Source organism: Bacillus stercoris (genome assembly GCF_029772985.1).
GTDB classification, from domain to species: Bacteria; Bacillota; Bacilli; order Bacillales; family Bacillaceae; genus Bacillus; species Bacillus stercoris.
In genome coordinates, this window is sequence record NZ_CP121861.1 from 2,005,866 (window position 1) to 2,019,945 (window position 14,080).

Here is a 14,080-nt window from a genome sequence, read left to right on the forward strand (position 1 = left end):
ATTGAACGTGCAAGAACAACAGACCATCAGTAAGCTTCTGAGCCGGATTGAGCGGCAAACAAAAACAAAAAACGCGGATAACATTTCAAGAACAAATGCATATAAAGCATTTTATGACCGTCATCCGGAAATCAAATGGTCACTCTTGGCTTCTTTCGTTTCTCGTAATGCCGGCTGGTCAATGACTGACTTAAAAGGCAGTCTGTTTCAGCTTGGACTCCGTGAGAGACAGCAAGAATGGTTCTTTTTAGCCTACGAAAGAGCGAACTGGCTTATTTTTTCGGATGCCTATCCGCAGCTTCTTTTGTACCACTGGTCAAAAAAAGTCGGGAAACCGCTGTTTCATCTTCTGCATGTGTTTGGCGTCTCACAATTTATGTCGGAAGAATGGGCCCGTTTTTGGCATGAGCGAAACACAGAGCGGCTAATGTATGCCCTCATTATAAATGAACAAAACACTATCCAAACACCTATTATACAAAATCCTTCGTTTAAAAAGAATGTTTTTGACACGATTCCTTTTTATTTAAGTGACTGGTTTCATTTTAACACCGTTATTTTTCCTTCCTCAGACGGGTTCCTTTACGGCATTTCAGTGAAACGCTTTTCAAAGGCGGAGGAAAGGATAAGGCTGGGAAAGCAGCTGTCTGAATTGCTGTTCAAGCCAGAATTGTTTTCCGCTTTTTATCACTTTTTGCACACAGTGCCGCACACAGGTTCCCGTTTTGATATGGAAAAGATGATCGGGATTACAAAGAGAACATCTCCTATGCTAAGGACATGCTACCCTGAGGTAATCCACTCATTAGACGGAACGAAAACAGATTGGTTTCATGGAAAGATAAAGAAAACGTTCTTTAGGCGCGAGGAATTGCCAAAGCAGATTGAAGTGACAGACTGGTATTTACATAAAAAGCGCCAGCTTCATGCGCTTTTTGCGGTGGAACATTGGCTGAAAAAATAAAGAAGCAAGGAAATTCCTTGCTTCTTACGTAGAAGGGCGGTTCGGGCCGCCTAATTTTTTATCTAAAGAATCGATTGCTTTTGATTCAGTCTTTTTTTGTTGGCCGGCTTTTTTCGGTCTAGTTTTCATACGGCACCTCCTCACAAGTATCGTTTGCATTAAGGAGGAGGATCATACAATTTTTGCAGGTGTTTTTGTCGAAAACTTCAGCTTTTCGTGGAATACCTGTTTGTTTGGCGATTTGCTTCTAGTTTTGTCATGAAGAAGGAAAGAGCCTGGGGAGCAAAGAATGTTAACCGGAGAGACGAGGAAAGGGAGGTACACGAATGTCCGGTTATGTAAGCAAGACAGATATTCTCCGTATGCTTTCTGATATAGAAGATGAATTAACGCGAGCTGAGCAAAGCCTGAATCATTCTGTAAATGCATTAGAGGCTGAGATGCGGGAAGCGGAAAACGATCGCCTGAGTGTGCTGGAAGAAGAAATCATAGATCTTCATATTTGTATAAATGAGCTGTATCAATCGCCTGAACACAGGTATGCGTTTGAGAAGGTATACCGCTTCGGCTGAATTTACGAGTGAAGTTTGGTACGATAGGCATTGAGGTGAAAGGTATTGCTATCACAAACATTGCTGGAAATGACCGAGAAAATGATTGAAGTTGCTGAAAAAGGCGCTGATCGATATCAGGAAGGAAAAAGCAGTAATCATTCTTATGATTTTTTTGAGACGATAAAGCCTGCAGTTGAAGAGAATGATGAGCTGGCGGCTCGCTGGGCGGAGGGTGCTCTTGAATTGATAAAAGCCCGTCGCCCTAAATATGTGCATAAAGAGCAAATTGAGACCGCAAAAGATAATTTCCTGGAATTGGTCCTTCAATCATATGTTCATCATATTCATAAAAAACGATTCAAGGACATCACTGAGTCAGTCCTTTATACATTGCATGCAGTAAAGGATGAAATTGCAAGAGAAGACAGCCGGTAAAGGCTGTCTTCTTTTAAATTCGTTATAGGGGGCCGGACGTTAATTCATCTCATATGCCGGGCTTTCTGCTCCATTTGCTTCGAGAACCTTCATACTGTTACGAAACTCAGTTATGCTGAGATGTCCTTGAATATAGAGGAACTTGGCAAAGTCCATCAGTTTATTCATACAGTCTGTTTCATATTTCTTCATTTCTGCAAAACGTTTGCTTAAGTATGATACGTTCATTATGGTGCATCCCCTCTCATCTGTATTGAAAATATGGTACCATAATGATTCGACTTTTTTCTGTTTTTAAAAAATTTAAACTTTCGACACAATTTGACAAACACTTATCTTTACTCGTGACACAAACAATAGAAGTCATTCATACATATATAGAAGGGAAATATGTTGAGTTTAGGGGGAATCGCAATGAACAGGAGCTCTCGAAGCTATCCTCGGCAAATGGGCTATTATGATCCTCAGCAAATGCAAGGATATTATCAGCAGGCTGCACCCGGTTATTTGGAGCAACATCTTCCTCAGCAGCATTATGGACAGCAGGATTACTATCAGCCCTATGCTCCGATCCAGCCTATGCCTATGCAGCCGCCTGTATTTTCCAACCCTTATCCTATTCCAAGGCCTAATCAACAGCAGCCTTCGCAATTTCAAAGCATTATGTCGCAGTTCAAAAAAGCCAATGGGCAATTTGATTTTAATAAAATGATGGATACGACAGGTCAAGTGATGAGTGCAATGAATCAGGTCGGATCTTTAATAAAGGGATTTACCAGCTTTTTTAAATGATAGAAGCATGAATGAATCGTTCATTCATGCTTATTTTTTGGAAAGAATAGTGTCATTGTCTGCTCGTTCCAAGATGTTTCCATATCTTCTTGGCGAACTTCATAAGGAAGCTGCACCGTTCTTGTCATGCTTGTAAAGGTAGCTTCATATTGGTGTTTCTGTTTTTCTTGGAGTGTGACATGGAGATACCTCGATTTGACATCAACGACGATTTCGCCATCTCGAAACGTCGCCGGAATGGTAATATCGACATAAAGCCCAGTATCTCTTTCTCTGACATGTATGGTCGTCTGCACATCCTTTAAACTCGAATTGATCAGGTTCTGAAATCCGTTTATAAGGTTACCGAATGCTGAGGATTGAAAAAGAGTGTCTATTGCCTCCGTTATGATTTCCTCTTTCTTTTGCAGTTCGTTCTTTTTGTCATCATAGAATTCCACTTCAGCCACCGCCTTTTTTTAACCAGATTATGCGTCTATGCCAGATGTTGTTATAAATTGAAGCAAAATTGAAAGTGTGGTTAAATAGTGGTGAATGAAGGGATAACGGTTGAAGTGAATGAGAAGGGAGAAAACACATTGCTGAAAAAATTATTCGGAATGGGCAAAACTCAAGAAAAAGTGACAGAAGAGGTTATTTATTCTCCGGCAGACGGTACAGTAATGGACCTGTCAGATGTGCCGGATCCAGTTTTTTCACAGAAAATGATGGGAGAAGGAATAGCGCTGGAGCCCTCTAACGGTGAAATCGTTTCTCCCGCTGAAGGTGAAGTCATTCAGATTTTCCACACCAAACACGCTGTTGGCATTCGGACTCGCTCCGGAATCGAGCTGTTAATTCATGTCGGGCTGGAGACAGTCAATATGAACGGAGAAGGATTTACTGCCCACATTAAAGAAGGGGATAAAGTGAAGGTCGGTGACCCGCTGATTACATGTGATTTGGAATTAATAAATGAAAAAGCGAGCAGCACCGTCATCCCGATCGTTATTATGAATGGTGAGGCTGTAGGATCAATTGTGCCGGCAGGCGAAAAGGCTGCCCGTAAAGGCGAATCAAAGCTCCTTACAATCAAAGCGAAATAAGCAGGGCGTATGCCTTGCTTTTTTTATTCAACTGTATAAAATTTGCACCTAGCCATGCAAACAAATATTCGGTAAACTGTACTTGACAAAGAGGTGTAAAGAATGAAAAAGAAATCACTGACTGAACTCATTTCTGATTTGAAAGGAAATGAAAACGTTGTGAATTGGCATGAAATTGAGCCTCGTGAAGCAAAAACAAGGCCCATGCCTGAAAGTATAGATGAGAGGATCAAAGCTGCCCTTACGAAAAGGGGCATTGATGAACTATATACCCACCAATATTCCGCTTTTCAATATGTGCAAAAAGGAGAAAGCATTGTTACCGTTACGCCAACCGCGTCAGGAAAAACGTTATGCTACAACCTCCCAGTCCTGCAGTCCATCGCTCAGGATGAAACAAACCGAGCGTTATATTTATTTCCGACTAAAGCGCTGGCACAAGACCAGAAGAGCGAGCTGAATGAAATTATTGATGAAATGGGCATTGATATTAAAAGCTTTACATATGACGGGGATACGTCTCCGGCAATCAGGCAAAAGGTGAGAAAAGCAGGTCACATTGTCATCACAAATCCCGATATGCTGCATTCTGCCATTCTTCCGCATCATACGAAATGGGTCAGTTTGTTTGAAAACCTTAAGTATATCGTCATTGATGAGCTTCATACGTATCGGGGGGTGTTCGGCAGCCATGTGGCAAATGTGATCCGTCGGCTGAAGCGGATCTGCCGGTTTTATGGAAGTGATCCGGTTTTTATTTGCACTTCTGCAACGATTGCCAACCCGAAGGAATTGGGAGAGCAGCTGACAGGCAAACCGATGCGGCTGGTCGATGACAACGGTGCCCCGAGCGGACGCAAGCATTTCGTATTTTATAATCCGCCAATTGTAAACAAACCGCTGAATATTAGAAAGAGCGCAACTGCAGAAGTGAATGAACTGGCGAAAGAGTTTCTAAAAAACAAAGTGCAGACCATTGTTTTTGCCAGAAGCAGAGTCCGGGTGGAAATTATTTTAAGCCATATTCAGGAGCTCGTGAAAAAAGAAATTGGAACAAAATCAATCAGAGGCTATCGGGGAGGCTATCTGCCTAAAGAGCGAAGAGAAATCGAAAGAGGCTTGAGAGAAGGCGACATTTTAGGAGTGGTCAGTACAAATGCCTTAGAGCTTGGTGTTGATATCGGCCAGTTGCAGGTGTGCGTGATGACGGGTTATCCCGGAAGTGTCGCAAGTGCTTGGCAGCAGGCGGGACGAGCCGGCAGAAGACACGGTGAATCTTTAATTATCATGGTAGCCAATTCGACGCCGATCGACCAATATATTGTACGGCATCCTGAATACTTCTTTAATCGTTCGCCGGAATCTGCAAGAATCAATCCGGAGAATTTGATTATTTTAGTAGACCACTTAAAGTGTGCTGCTTATGAGCTTCCATTTAGAGCTGATGAAGAATTTGGGCCCATGGATGTAAGTGATATTCTTGAGTATCTTCAGGAAGAGGCCGTTCTTCACCGCAACGGCGAACGGTATCATTGGGCAAGTGAGTCGTTCCCTGCTTCAAACATCAGTTTGCGTTCCGCATCACAGGAAAATGTCGTCATAGTTGATCAGTCGGATATTGCAAATGTCAGGATTATCGGTGAAATGGACCGTTTTAGTGCGATGACGCTTTTACATGATGAAGCCATTTATTTGCATGAAGGCGTTCAGTATCAAGTAGAGAAGCTCGATTGGGACCATAAAAAGGCTTATGTCAGAAAAGTTGATGTCGAATATTATACAGATGCAAACCTAGCAGTTCAGCTGAAGGTGTTAGAAATCGATCAAACGAAAGAAAAAAGCCGTACATCATTGCATTACGGAGATGTCACTGTCAATGCTCTGCCGACCATTTTTAAAAAAATAAAAATGACCACGTTTGAAAATATTGGGTCTGGACCTATTCATTTGCCGGAAGAAGAACTGCATACAAGTGCAGCTTGGCTCGAAATCAAAACAGCGGACGAAGACATCGGGGAAAAGACACTGGAACAGCTGCTTCTTGGCATCACAAATGTGCTTCAGCATATTGTCCCTGTATATATCATGTGTGATCGAAATGATGTTCATGTCGTTTCTCAAATTAAAGCAGCCCATACAGGATTGCCAACCATATTTTTATACGATCATTATCCGGGCGGTATCGGTTTGGCAGAGGAAGTTTTTAAACGTTTTTCAGACATCAAAGAAGCGGCGAAACAGCTTATAAAACGATGCCCTTGTCATGACGGCTGTCCGTCTTGTATAGGTACCGAAATAGAAGGGATAAAAGCAAAGGAAAGAATTTTGCGCATGTTGGATCAGATGTCGTAAGGAGGGAGGTTGGATATGTCATTAAAAGGGAAACTCCAGCGTATGAAAAAGCACATGGTGCTCGACGAAGGAGAACAAAAAATAGAAGCTGGCAAACAAGAAAACCACTTTGATGACATCCCGTTTTTAGAAGAGTGGGAGGCTTTTGGCATGAAGCCTTTCTTTTTCGAAGATGAATACTGCCTGATCAGAGAAGTAGAATATCCGCTTTCTCACCGGCATGGGTTATACCATTTTTCTGAACTTGAGAAAGTGATCACATTGTGGAATCAAAGCGGCCTGTCGCATACGTTGTCAGCAAAAGGGTATAACAAAAACAATCTCTTTTTCTTTGATACAGAAACAACCGGTCTTGGAGGCGGAGCTGGGAATACCATTTTTTTGCTTGGCCATGCGAGAGTGTATGAAGACCGAGTGACAGTCAAACAGCATCTTTTGCCTAAGCCGGGGAACGAAGTCGCCTTGTATCAAAGCTTTTTAAGCGAGGTTGACATTACATCACTTGTGACCTACAACGGCAAAGCCTTTGATTGGCCTCAGGTGAAAACAAGGCATACCTTGATCCGTGACAGACTTCCGAAGCTTCCGGAATTCGGCCACTTTGACCTTTTACATGGAGCTAGACGCCTGTGGAAACACAAAATGGACCGTGTATCCCTCGGCACGGTTGAAAAAGAAGAGCTCGGCATCCGCAGACTAGAAGACACACCGGGCTACTTGGCGCCGATGCTTTACTTTCATTTTATCAAGGCGCAAGAGCCGGATCTTCTAAAAGGTGTCCTGCAGCATAATGAAATGGATGTGCTATCGCTTATTTCATTGTATATTCATATGTCTAAAAAAATCCTTTCAGAATCACATGCGCCAAAAGAACACAGTGAAGCTTATGCCATGGCCAAATGGTTTATGGCTCATAAAGAAACGGATCAAGCGATCAAACAGCTGGAAAGGCTTATAGAAAAATCGTTTGAGGATCAGGACAGTGCACGACTGGATTTATCGCTCCTGTACAAAAAACAAAACCGCTTGGAAGAAGCAGTGCCGCTTTGGGAAAAACTGTCCCGCTCGCAAAATCAGAAGTGCAGATACGCTGCTGTAATAGAGCTCGCGAAATATTTTGAGCATAAGAAAAAAGAATTCGGAAAAGCATTGCAGATAGCAGAACAACTGCTTAGCGATGCGGCATTTTTATCAGAAAAAGAAACAAAAAAACTGCATATGAGAATCGCCCGGCTGAAGAGGAAATATTCCTCTTAAATATTCCCCGGGAAAGCGCAAAAGACGACTTGTTTCGCTATGAATTTTTTTTGCTGAATTCACAGTGATTTTGTTGTAGAATAGCGGCGAATCCTGTAAAATGACGTTAGTTATTTTTAAAGGGAGAGTTGGTATGTATAAGGGTGTTTTTTACTTGTTCTTTGTTGTGGTATTTTTGATTGCTTTTGTGTTTTCAAACTTTAAAGACAGCTTAATTGCACACTTTTAAAATAGGTTTTTGTATTAGAACATGTACCCCTTATGTTTCATAACCTAATATTGTAATAAAGTTATGGAAAGGGGATCTTATTATGTACCACTGCAGACCGCACGTGATGGCGCCGATTGTCCATCCTACGCATTGCTGTGAGCACCATACGTTTTCCAATACTGTCGTGCCGCATATTCATCCACAGCATACGACAAATGTAAATCACCATCATTTTGAGCATGTTCACTACTATCCACACACATACTCTAGCTATGATCCGACAACACATCAGCATTTTCAGGCAGGAAAACCTTGCTGCGATTAGTATTGAATCGTGCAGACTGATTGGTGTAACACGCAACATTAAAAATGGGGCCCTGAAGGGGACCCCATTTTTTAAAAGCAGGTGAAAACTTGAAAGTTTTGGCTATTACGGGATATAAACCGTTTGAATTGGGGATTTTTAAGCAGGATGATAAGGCGCTGTATTACATAAAAAAAGCGATTAAAAACCGGCTGATCGGATTTTTAGATGAGGGCTTAGAATGGATTTTAATTTCGGGACAGCTTGGAGCGGAGCTGTGGGCTGCTGAAGCTGCATATGATTTGCAGGAGGAATACCCTGATTTAAAGGTAGCTGTAATTACCCCTTTCTACGATCAGGACAAGAACTGGAAAGAGCCTAATAAAGAGCTTTACGAAGCTGTCCTGGCACAGGCTGACTACGAAGAAAGCCTGACTCACAGGCCGTATGAAAGCCCGCTTCAGTTTAAACAAAAAAATCAGTTTTTTATAGAAAAATCAGACGCCTTGATGCTGTTATATGATCCTGAAAAGGAAGGATCTCCAAAGTATATGCTTGAGACGGCTGAAAAGAGACGCGAACGGGACGGGTATCCCATCTATTTTATCACGATGGATGACTTGAGAGTGACAGTGGAGGAAGACAGCTACTAACAAAGAGAGAGAAATTTGACAACCGTACAGATTTCTGAAAAAATATATGTGATGATTCACGATACGAGGTGAAAAAGATGCTTGCTGATAAAGTAAAGCTTTCTGCGAAAGAAATTTTGGAAAAAGAATTTAAAACAGGCGTTAGAGGCTACAAGCAAGAAGACGTTGACAAATTTTTAGATATGATTATTAAGGATTATGAAACCTTCCATCAAGAGATTGAAGAACTGCAGCAGGAAAATCTGCAGCTGAAAAAACAGCTTGAAGAAGCCAGCAAGAAACAGCCTGTGCAATCTAACACAACAAACTTTGATATTTTAAAACGGCTGTCTAACTTAGAAAAACACGTTTTTGGCAGCAAGCTTTATGATTGACGCGCTTGAAAAAAATGGCGCTTGTAAATTGTAATCAGTTGTTATATAATAATTCATGTTCTTAACGTTCGGGTAATCGCTGCAGATCTTGAATCTGTAGAGGAAAGTCCATGCTCGCACGGTGCTGAGATGCCCGTAGTGTTCGTGCCTAGCGAAGTCATAAGCTAGGGCAGCCTTTAGGGGCTGACGGCAGGAAAAAAGCCTACGTCCTCTGGATATGGCTGAGTATCCTTGAAAGTGCCACAGTGACGAAGTCTCACTAGAAATGGTGAGAGTGGAACGCGGTAAACCCCTCGAGCGAGAAACCCAAATTTTGGTAGGGGAACCTTCTTAACGGAATTCAACGGAGAGAAGGACAGAATGCTTTCTGTAGATAGATGATTGCCGCCTGAGTACGAGGTGATAAGCCGTTTGCAGTACGACGGAACAAAACATGGCTTACAGAACGTTAGACCACTTACATTTAAAATGATGAAAACAAGCTCTCCCGTATAAGGAGAGCTTTTATCTTGAAATGAGAAAAGTTTTAAAAGACAGGGTGATACGATGAAGAAGTATACACTAATTGCAACGGCGCCGATGGGTATTGAAGCGGTTGTCGCAAAGGAAGTACGAGATTTAGGATACGAATGCAAGGTTGATAACGGGAAAGTTATTTTTGAAGGTGATGCGCTCGCCATCTGCCGTGCAAACCTTTGGCTTAGAACAGCCGACCGCATAAAGGTTCAGGTTGCTTCCTTTAAAGCGAAAACATTTGATGAGCTGTTTGAAAAAACGAAAGCGATTAACTGGCGCTCATTTATACCTGAAAACGGGAAATTCCCTGTCATCGGAAAATCGGTAAAATCAACACTTGCAAGCGTTCCCGACTGTCAGCGGATTGTCAAAAAAGCAATTGTAGAAAAGCTTAAGCTGCAGTCCGGCAAAGCCAATGATTGGATTGAAGAAACAGGTGCTGAGTATAAAGTGGAAATTTCTTTATTGAAAGATCAGGCTCTTATTACACTGGACTCATCAGGGACAGGCCTTCACAAACGAGGATACCGTGTCGATCAGGGCGGCGCGCCAATTAAAGAAACACTTGCAGCTGCTTTGGTGCAATTAACCAATTGGACGCCGGACCGTCCGTTTGCCGATCCTTTCTGCGGTTCCGGAACAATCGCGATTGAAGCGGCATTAATCGGCCAAAACATCGCTCCGGGATTCAACCGCGATTTTGTCTCAGAGGATTGGGAATGGATCGGCAAAGACCTGTGGGACAAAGCGCGGCTTGAAGTCGAAGAAAAGGCAAACTATGACCAGCCGCTTACGATTTTCGCAAGCGATATAGACCACCGCATGGTTCAAATCGCTAAAGAAAATGCAGAGGAAGCTGGCTTGGGAGATTTCATCCAGTTCAAGCAGATGCAGGTCAAAGACTTTACCACAAATCTGGAGTTTGGCGTAATTGTCGGCAACCCGCCATATGGAGAGCGTCTCGGCGAGAAAAAAGCTGTTGAACAGATGTACAAAGAAATGGGGCAGGCGTTCGAGCCGCTTGATACTTGGTCTGTGTATATGCTGACATCAAATGAAAACTTTGAGGAAGCATATGGCAGAAAAGCAACGAAGAAACGCAAGCTCTTTAACGGGTTTATTAAAACGGATTATTATCAATATTGGTCAAAAGTAAGACCGCAGCGCAAGAAAACAGAAAACGAATAAAAAGAAGACGCTCTGCATGCGTCTTCTTTCATCTTTCAGCCATATTCTATCGTTACCAACGGTGAGCTTTCGCATTGCTTCTCAATATAATGTTGGTTTGGGACATTTCAGTGTGACCGTTTACTTGAGACTTAGAACGTTTAGGCCGCGTCCAATTGTGATGAAACAGTTCAGAATGCTGATCTAATCGGTTTCTATAACTCATGTCAACATCACTCCCTGATAGAATATTGTTGATAAGACGGATAATCCAAAGACGGAATATCAAGTGTAGTTTGTGCAAGTTTCGGGGATAACATGCGGTAAAGCATGTATATAAAATGAAAAGTTCGCATACAATGATGATTATTTCCATCAGAGGTGATCTCATGCTGAACAGCGAACATTTTAATCTTATTCAAAGGGCGCTTGACGCAACAGCAAACGAGCTAAAGGAGCTCGGGACTGATTCGTCTCCGTCTGTGATGTCGCATGCGCAAAATGATTTAGAAAAAGCGGTAGAACATATTTATTCAACAGACCATCCTTTTTTATCGTCGCATGTGATCAATCGCAAGTAAACTGCAAAAAACTTGGCAATGCCAAGTTTTTTTATTGTATTCATCAGCGGAAAATGATATTATTGGTGGTCTGAATGTCGAATAGTTGGGGGTTGGAACTAGGTGACAACATCACGTTTGCCTTTTTCTTTAACGAAAACAAAGAATTTTTATGAAGAATTGAACAATTGGATTGGTGACGTGTTTTACGATATCCTTCCCGAAAAAGGGTTTGATCTTCGGGATGAGCAAGTATTTATGGCTTTTCAGCTGGAGCGGGCGTTTAAAGAGAAAAAAGTCATGTTCGCCGAAGCTGGAGTGGGAACGGGGAAAACGCTGGTTTATCTTCTGTTTGCGATCAGCTATGCAAGGTATGTCGGCAAACCGGCCATCATTGCTTGTGCCGATGAAACATTAATCGAACAGCTGGTGAAAAAAGAGGGCGATATTTCAAAGCTGGCTGAGCATCTTGATCTGAAAATTGATACAAGGCTGTCAAAATCACATGAGCAATATTTATGCTTGAAGAAGCTTGAAAAAACAATGCAGCGTTCTGATGATGATAAATGGCTGGATCTTTATGAATCGTTACCGTCATTTGTCCATGAGTCACAGGCGATGCAGCGCTTTTATCCGTATGGCGACCGTAAGCAGTACGCAAATCTATCAAATGAAGAATGGTCTGACGTAAGCTACGACTCGTTTCAGGACTGTCTGACTTGTGATATGAGACACAGATGCGGCCTGACGCTTTCCAGAGATTACTACCGCAAGTCAACGGACTTAATCATATGTTCTCATGATTTTTATATGGAGCATGTATGGACGGAAGAATCACGCAAACGAGAAGGGCAGCTGCCGCTTTTGCCTGATCATAGTGCAGTTGTATTTGATGAAGGGCATTTGCTGGAGTTTGCTGCACAAAAAGCGCTTACCTACAGAGTGAAGCAGTCTACACTTGAATTGTTTTTAGAACGTTTGCTGCAAAATGACATCAGAGAAGAGTTTGCAGAATTGATTGAAGATGCACTTGCTGCAAACGACGAATTTTTCTATGTTCTTTCTGAAGAATCAAAAGAAGTAGCCGGTTCACACCGTTTAGAAATAAAAAATGACCAGCGTGTCAAAAAGACGGCGGACGAGCTTTGCCGTTTACTTGATAAAATCGGTGAGGCACTTGTATTCGAGTCTGAAATGTACACGATTGATCAATACGAGCTGTCAGTTGTGGAAGAATATGTTGAACAAATGGCGTATTCATTATCTCTATATCAAAAGGACGCGATCAGCTGGCTGGAGAAAAAGGAAGCAGAATCCACTTTTGTCGTGATGCCGAGAACGGTAGCAGAAGTACTTGGCGAAAAGGTGTTTTCTAAGAAAATCCCTTATATCTTCTCGTCTGCTACGTTGTCAGAAGGCGGTTCATTTGATTATATTGCCGACAGTCTCGGGATTCATGATTATTTGTCATTAACTGTAGATTCACCTTATGATTATGACGAGCAAATGACTGTTAATCTATACACAAAAACAGACATGGCAGCTGAACAAAAAGCGGCTGAGACGATTGAAACAATTAAACGTTACAAAGGTAGAACCCTTGTGCTATTCCCTTCTTTTGAAGAATTAAACGAGTTTAAAGAGCTGTCGGCTGCATGGGAGCTGCCGTATCCGATTTTCTTTGAAGGTGATGAAGAAATCAGCAGCTTAGTGGAGAAATTCCAAGAGGAAGAGGAAACAGTACTTTGTTCGGTTCACTTATGGGAAGGACTCGATATTCCTGGTGACGCATTGAGGAATGTTACAATTTGGTCATTGCCATTCCCGCCTCATGACCCTGTATTTACTGCGAAACGCAACGGAGCGAAAAAAGATCCGTTCGAAGAAGTGGATCTGCCATATATGTTGTTACGCGTACGGCAGGGCATCGGGCGTCTGATTCGCTCGAATCAAGACAGCGGCTCGATTCACATTTACGCTGGCGGAGAAAATGAACGCATCATTGATGAAGTCAAAAAGGTCCTGCCTGTTGAACCGCATATGATGTAATAGGAAAAGCTGACGATCTTGTTCGTCAGCTTTTTTCATTGTCAGCGGGATAGCCAGCCTCCATCAACAGCTAAGATATGTCCATTCACATAATCTGAAGCACGTGACGCCAAAAAGACTGCTGTCCCTCCGATATCATCCGCTTGGCCCCAGCGGCCGGCAGGAATTCTTTTTAAAATGTCCTCATTTCGCTTTTCATCATCCCGAATAGGCTTTGTATTCGCAGTAGAAATATAGCCTGGGGCGATTGCATTGACCTGAATGCCCGATGCTGCCCACTCATTTGCAAAGGATTTTGTCAAACCGGCAACAGCGTGTTTGCTCGCGGTGTAAGCAGGAACGAGTATCCCGCCTTGAAAAGACAGGAGAGAGGCGATATTAATTATCTTTCCATAACCTCTTTTCAGCATGTGTCTGCCTGCCAGCTGTGTCAGAATAAACAAGCTGTTTAGATTGACATTCAGTACGTGCTGCCAGTTCTCTTCTGCAAAATGTTCCGCTTTTTCTCGATGAATAATACCCGCATTATTAACAAGGATGTCGATCTGCCTGTTTTCGAACAGCTCAGCTGCTGAATTCTTGATCGCTTCCGGCTTGCTCATGTCCAATGTAAAAGATGTAAATGTCCGGCCTTCCTGTTCCACAAGCTGCTGTGTTTCAGACAGACTGCTTGTATGTGATGTGCCGATAATATCAGCGCCAGCCCCGGCCAGCGCTTTGGCAATTCCTTGACCGATCCCTGTTCCCGGGCCTGTCACCAGCGCTGTTTTTCCTTCTAGTGAAAAGGCGTCATGCAGATAACCCATC

General features: G+C 42.5%; 19 protein-coding genes and 1 other RNA gene. 15 read left to right on the forward strand and 5 right to left on the reverse strand.

Annotated features, from left to right (window positions below; translation table 11 throughout):
- Position 1 precedes the first annotated feature (1 nt).
- Complete coding sequence (locus tag QA442_RS10590) at positions 2 to 964, forward strand: DUF2515 domain-containing protein (protein ID WP_095431529.1); 963 nt, start codon at positions 2 to 4, stop codon at positions 962 to 964.
- A 24-nt stretch (positions 965 to 988) separates the two neighbouring features.
- Here the strand turns inward: QA442_RS10590 and sspM are convergent, their stop codons facing one another.
- Positions 989 to 1,093 carry an acid-soluble spore protein SspM gene (gene sspM, locus QA442_RS10595; protein ID WP_003225606.1) on the reverse strand — a complete coding sequence of 35 codons (105 nt, stop codon included), beginning with the start codon at positions 1,091 to 1,093 and terminating at the stop codon, positions 989 to 991.
- Between the two features lie 197 nt (positions 1,094 to 1,290).
- Here sspM and QA442_RS10600 point away from each other — a divergent pair, with 197 nt between their 5' ends.
- Both QA442_RS10600 and QA442_RS10605 read left to right on the forward strand, forming a co-directional pair.
- Positions 1,291 to 1,536, forward strand: coding sequence for a DUF5446 family protein (locus tag QA442_RS10600; protein ID WP_279474342.1), 246 nt, complete (start codon positions 1,291 to 1,293; stop codon positions 1,534 to 1,536).
- A gap of 45 nt (positions 1,537 to 1,581) precedes the next feature.
- Complete coding sequence (locus tag QA442_RS10605) at positions 1,582 to 1,953, forward strand: YppE family protein (RefSeq protein WP_014664371.1); 372 nt, start codon at positions 1,582 to 1,584, stop codon at positions 1,951 to 1,953.
- A 39-nt stretch (positions 1,954 to 1,992) separates the two neighbouring features.
- Here the strand turns inward: QA442_RS10605 and QA442_RS10610 are convergent, their stop codons facing one another.
- A complete protein-coding gene (locus QA442_RS10610; RefSeq protein ID WP_003230690.1) occupies positions 1,993 to 2,181 on the reverse strand; it encodes a YppF family protein in 189 nt (62 codons plus the stop codon).
- Between the two features lie 186 nt (positions 2,182 to 2,367).
- Between QA442_RS10610 and QA442_RS10615 the strand changes: the two genes are divergently transcribed.
- Positions 2,368 to 2,745, forward strand: a complete 378-nt coding sequence (locus QA442_RS10615) for a YppG family protein (RefSeq protein WP_014664370.1) — start codon at positions 2,368 to 2,370, stop codon at positions 2,743 to 2,745.
- 20 nt (positions 2,746 to 2,765) lie between these two features.
- Here QA442_RS10615 and QA442_RS10620 read toward each other — a convergent pair whose 3' ends face one another.
- Positions 2,766 to 3,185: an Hsp20/alpha crystallin family protein gene (locus QA442_RS10620; RefSeq protein ID WP_014664369.1), complete on the reverse strand. Its 420-nt coding sequence runs from the start codon at positions 3,183 to 3,185 to the stop codon at positions 2,766 to 2,768.
- Positions 3,186 to 3,323: 138 nt separating this feature from the next.
- On the opposite strand from QA442_RS10620, the gene QA442_RS10625 reads away from it, so the two are divergent.
- The 9 genes from QA442_RS10625 to QA442_RS10665 all read left to right on the forward strand — a co-directional run bounded on the left by QA442_RS10625 (position 3,324) and on the right by QA442_RS10665 (position 10,685).
- The gene (locus tag QA442_RS10625) at positions 3,324 to 3,830 is read left to right on the forward strand and encodes a PTS sugar transporter subunit IIA (protein ID WP_279474345.1); all 507 of its coding nucleotides are present in this window, start codon (positions 3,324 to 3,326) and stop codon (positions 3,828 to 3,830) included.
- Positions 3,831 to 3,932: 102 nt separating this feature from the next.
- Positions 3,933 to 6,182, forward strand: coding sequence for an ATP-dependent helicase MrfA (gene mrfA / locus QA442_RS10630; protein ID WP_279474346.1), 2,250 nt, complete (start codon positions 3,933 to 3,935; stop codon positions 6,180 to 6,182).
- Between the two features lie 15 nt (positions 6,183 to 6,197).
- Positions 6,198 to 7,439 (forward strand): metal-dependent exonucleaseMrfB, encoded by a 1,242-nt coding sequence (gene mrfB / locus QA442_RS10635; protein ID WP_279474347.1) that lies wholly within the window; start codon positions 6,198 to 6,200, stop codon positions 7,437 to 7,439.
- 100 nt (positions 7,440 to 7,539) lie between these two features.
- Entirely contained in the window at positions 7,540 to 7,668 is a 129-nt protein-coding gene (locus QA442_RS10640; RefSeq protein ID WP_003230707.1) for a hypothetical protein, read from the forward strand.
- An 82-nt stretch (positions 7,669 to 7,750) separates the two neighbouring features.
- Positions 7,751 to 7,975: a spore coat protein CotD gene (cotD, locus tag QA442_RS10645; protein WP_040082809.1), complete on the forward strand. Its 225-nt coding sequence runs from the start codon at positions 7,751 to 7,753 to the stop codon at positions 7,973 to 7,975.
- Positions 7,976 to 8,064: 89 nt separating this feature from the next.
- A complete protein-coding gene (locus QA442_RS10650; protein ID WP_147772163.1) occupies positions 8,065 to 8,607 on the forward strand; it encodes an SLOG family protein in 543 nt (180 codons plus the stop codon).
- A gap of 77 nt (positions 8,608 to 8,684) precedes the next feature.
- Complete coding sequence (gene gpsB / locus QA442_RS10655; protein WP_003225629.1) at positions 8,685 to 8,981, forward strand: cell division regulator GpsB; 297 nt, start codon at positions 8,685 to 8,687, stop codon at positions 8,979 to 8,981.
- Between the two features lie 64 nt (positions 8,982 to 9,045).
- Positions 9,046 to 9,427, forward strand: an RNA gene (gene rnpB, locus QA442_RS10660) — RNase P RNA component class B.
- 100 nt (positions 9,428 to 9,527) lie between these two features.
- The gene (locus QA442_RS10665) at positions 9,528 to 10,685 is read left to right on the forward strand and encodes a THUMP domain-containing class I SAM-dependent RNA methyltransferase (RefSeq protein WP_014664363.1); all 1,158 of its coding nucleotides are present in this window, start codon (positions 9,528 to 9,530) and stop codon (positions 10,683 to 10,685) included.
- 52 nt (positions 10,686 to 10,737) lie between these two features.
- Here QA442_RS10665 and QA442_RS10670 read toward each other — a convergent pair whose 3' ends face one another.
- The gene (locus QA442_RS10670; RefSeq protein ID WP_010327933.1) at positions 10,738 to 10,890 is read right to left on the reverse strand and encodes a YpzG family protein; all 153 of its coding nucleotides are present in this window, start codon (positions 10,888 to 10,890) and stop codon (positions 10,738 to 10,740) included.
- A gap of 163 nt (positions 10,891 to 11,053) precedes the next feature.
- Between QA442_RS10670 and QA442_RS10675 the strand changes: the two genes are divergently transcribed.
- Together QA442_RS10675 and QA442_RS10680 are read left to right on the forward strand one after the other, a co-directional pair.
- Positions 11,054 to 11,245 carry a hypothetical protein gene (locus QA442_RS10675; RefSeq protein WP_014664362.1) on the forward strand — a complete coding sequence of 64 codons (192 nt, stop codon included), beginning with the start codon at positions 11,054 to 11,056 and terminating at the stop codon, positions 11,243 to 11,245.
- Between the two features lie 102 nt (positions 11,246 to 11,347).
- Complete coding sequence (locus QA442_RS10680) at positions 11,348 to 13,273, forward strand: ATP-dependent DNA helicase (RefSeq protein ID WP_014664361.1); 1,926 nt, start codon at positions 11,348 to 11,350, stop codon at positions 13,271 to 13,273.
- 41 nt (positions 13,274 to 13,314) lie between these two features.
- On the opposite strand, the gene kduD is transcribed toward QA442_RS10680, so the two are convergent.
- Positions 13,315 to 14,079, reverse strand: a complete 765-nt coding sequence (gene kduD / locus QA442_RS10685) for a 2-dehydro-3-deoxy-D-gluconate 5-dehydrogenase KduD (RefSeq protein ID WP_014664360.1) — start codon at positions 14,077 to 14,079, stop codon at positions 13,315 to 13,317.
- Between the last annotated feature and the right edge of the window lies 1 nt (position 14,080).

Excerpts from the sequence above, each read along its gene's own strand:
- sspM (WP_003225606.1), bottom strand. The coding sequence starts at position 1,093 with ATGAAAACTAGACCGAAAAAAGCCGGCCAACAAAAAAAGACTGAATCA.
- QA442_RS10600 (WP_279474342.1), top strand. The coding sequence starts at position 1,291 with ATGTCCGGTTATGTAAGCAAGACAGATATTCTCCGTATGCTTTCTGAT.
- QA442_RS10610 (WP_003230690.1), bottom strand. The coding sequence starts at position 2,181 with ATGAACGTATCATACTTAAGCAAACGTTTTGCAGAAATGAAGAAATAT.
- QA442_RS10615 (WP_014664370.1), top strand. The coding sequence starts at position 2,368 with ATGAACAGGAGCTCTCGAAGCTATCCTCGGCAAATGGGCTATTATGAT.
- mrfA (WP_279474346.1), top strand. The coding sequence starts at position 3,933 with ATGAAAAAGAAATCACTGACTGAACTCATTTCTGATTTGAAAGGAAAT.
- mrfB (WP_279474347.1), top strand. The coding sequence starts at position 6,198 with ATGTCATTAAAAGGGAAACTCCAGCGTATGAAAAAGCACATGGTGCTC.
- QA442_RS10640 (WP_003230707.1), top strand. The coding sequence starts at position 7,540 with ATGACGTTAGTTATTTTTAAAGGGAGAGTTGGTATGTATAAGGGTGTT.
- cotD (WP_040082809.1), top strand. The coding sequence starts at position 7,751 with ATGTACCACTGCAGACCGCACGTGATGGCGCCGATTGTCCATCCTACG.
- gpsB (WP_003225629.1), top strand. The coding sequence starts at position 8,685 with ATGCTTGCTGATAAAGTAAAGCTTTCTGCGAAAGAAATTTTGGAAAAA.
- QA442_RS10665 (WP_014664363.1), top strand. The coding sequence starts at position 9,528 with ATGAAGAAGTATACACTAATTGCAACGGCGCCGATGGGTATTGAAGCG.
- QA442_RS10670 (WP_010327933.1), bottom strand. The coding sequence starts at position 10,890 with ATGAGTTATAGAAACCGATTAGATCAGCATTCTGAACTGTTTCATCAC.
- QA442_RS10675 (WP_014664362.1), top strand. The coding sequence starts at position 11,054 with ATGCTGAACAGCGAACATTTTAATCTTATTCAAAGGGCGCTTGACGCA.
- kduD (WP_014664360.1), bottom strand. The coding sequence starts at position 14,079 with ATGGGTTATCTGCATGACGCCTTTTCACTAGAAGGAAAAACAGCGCTG.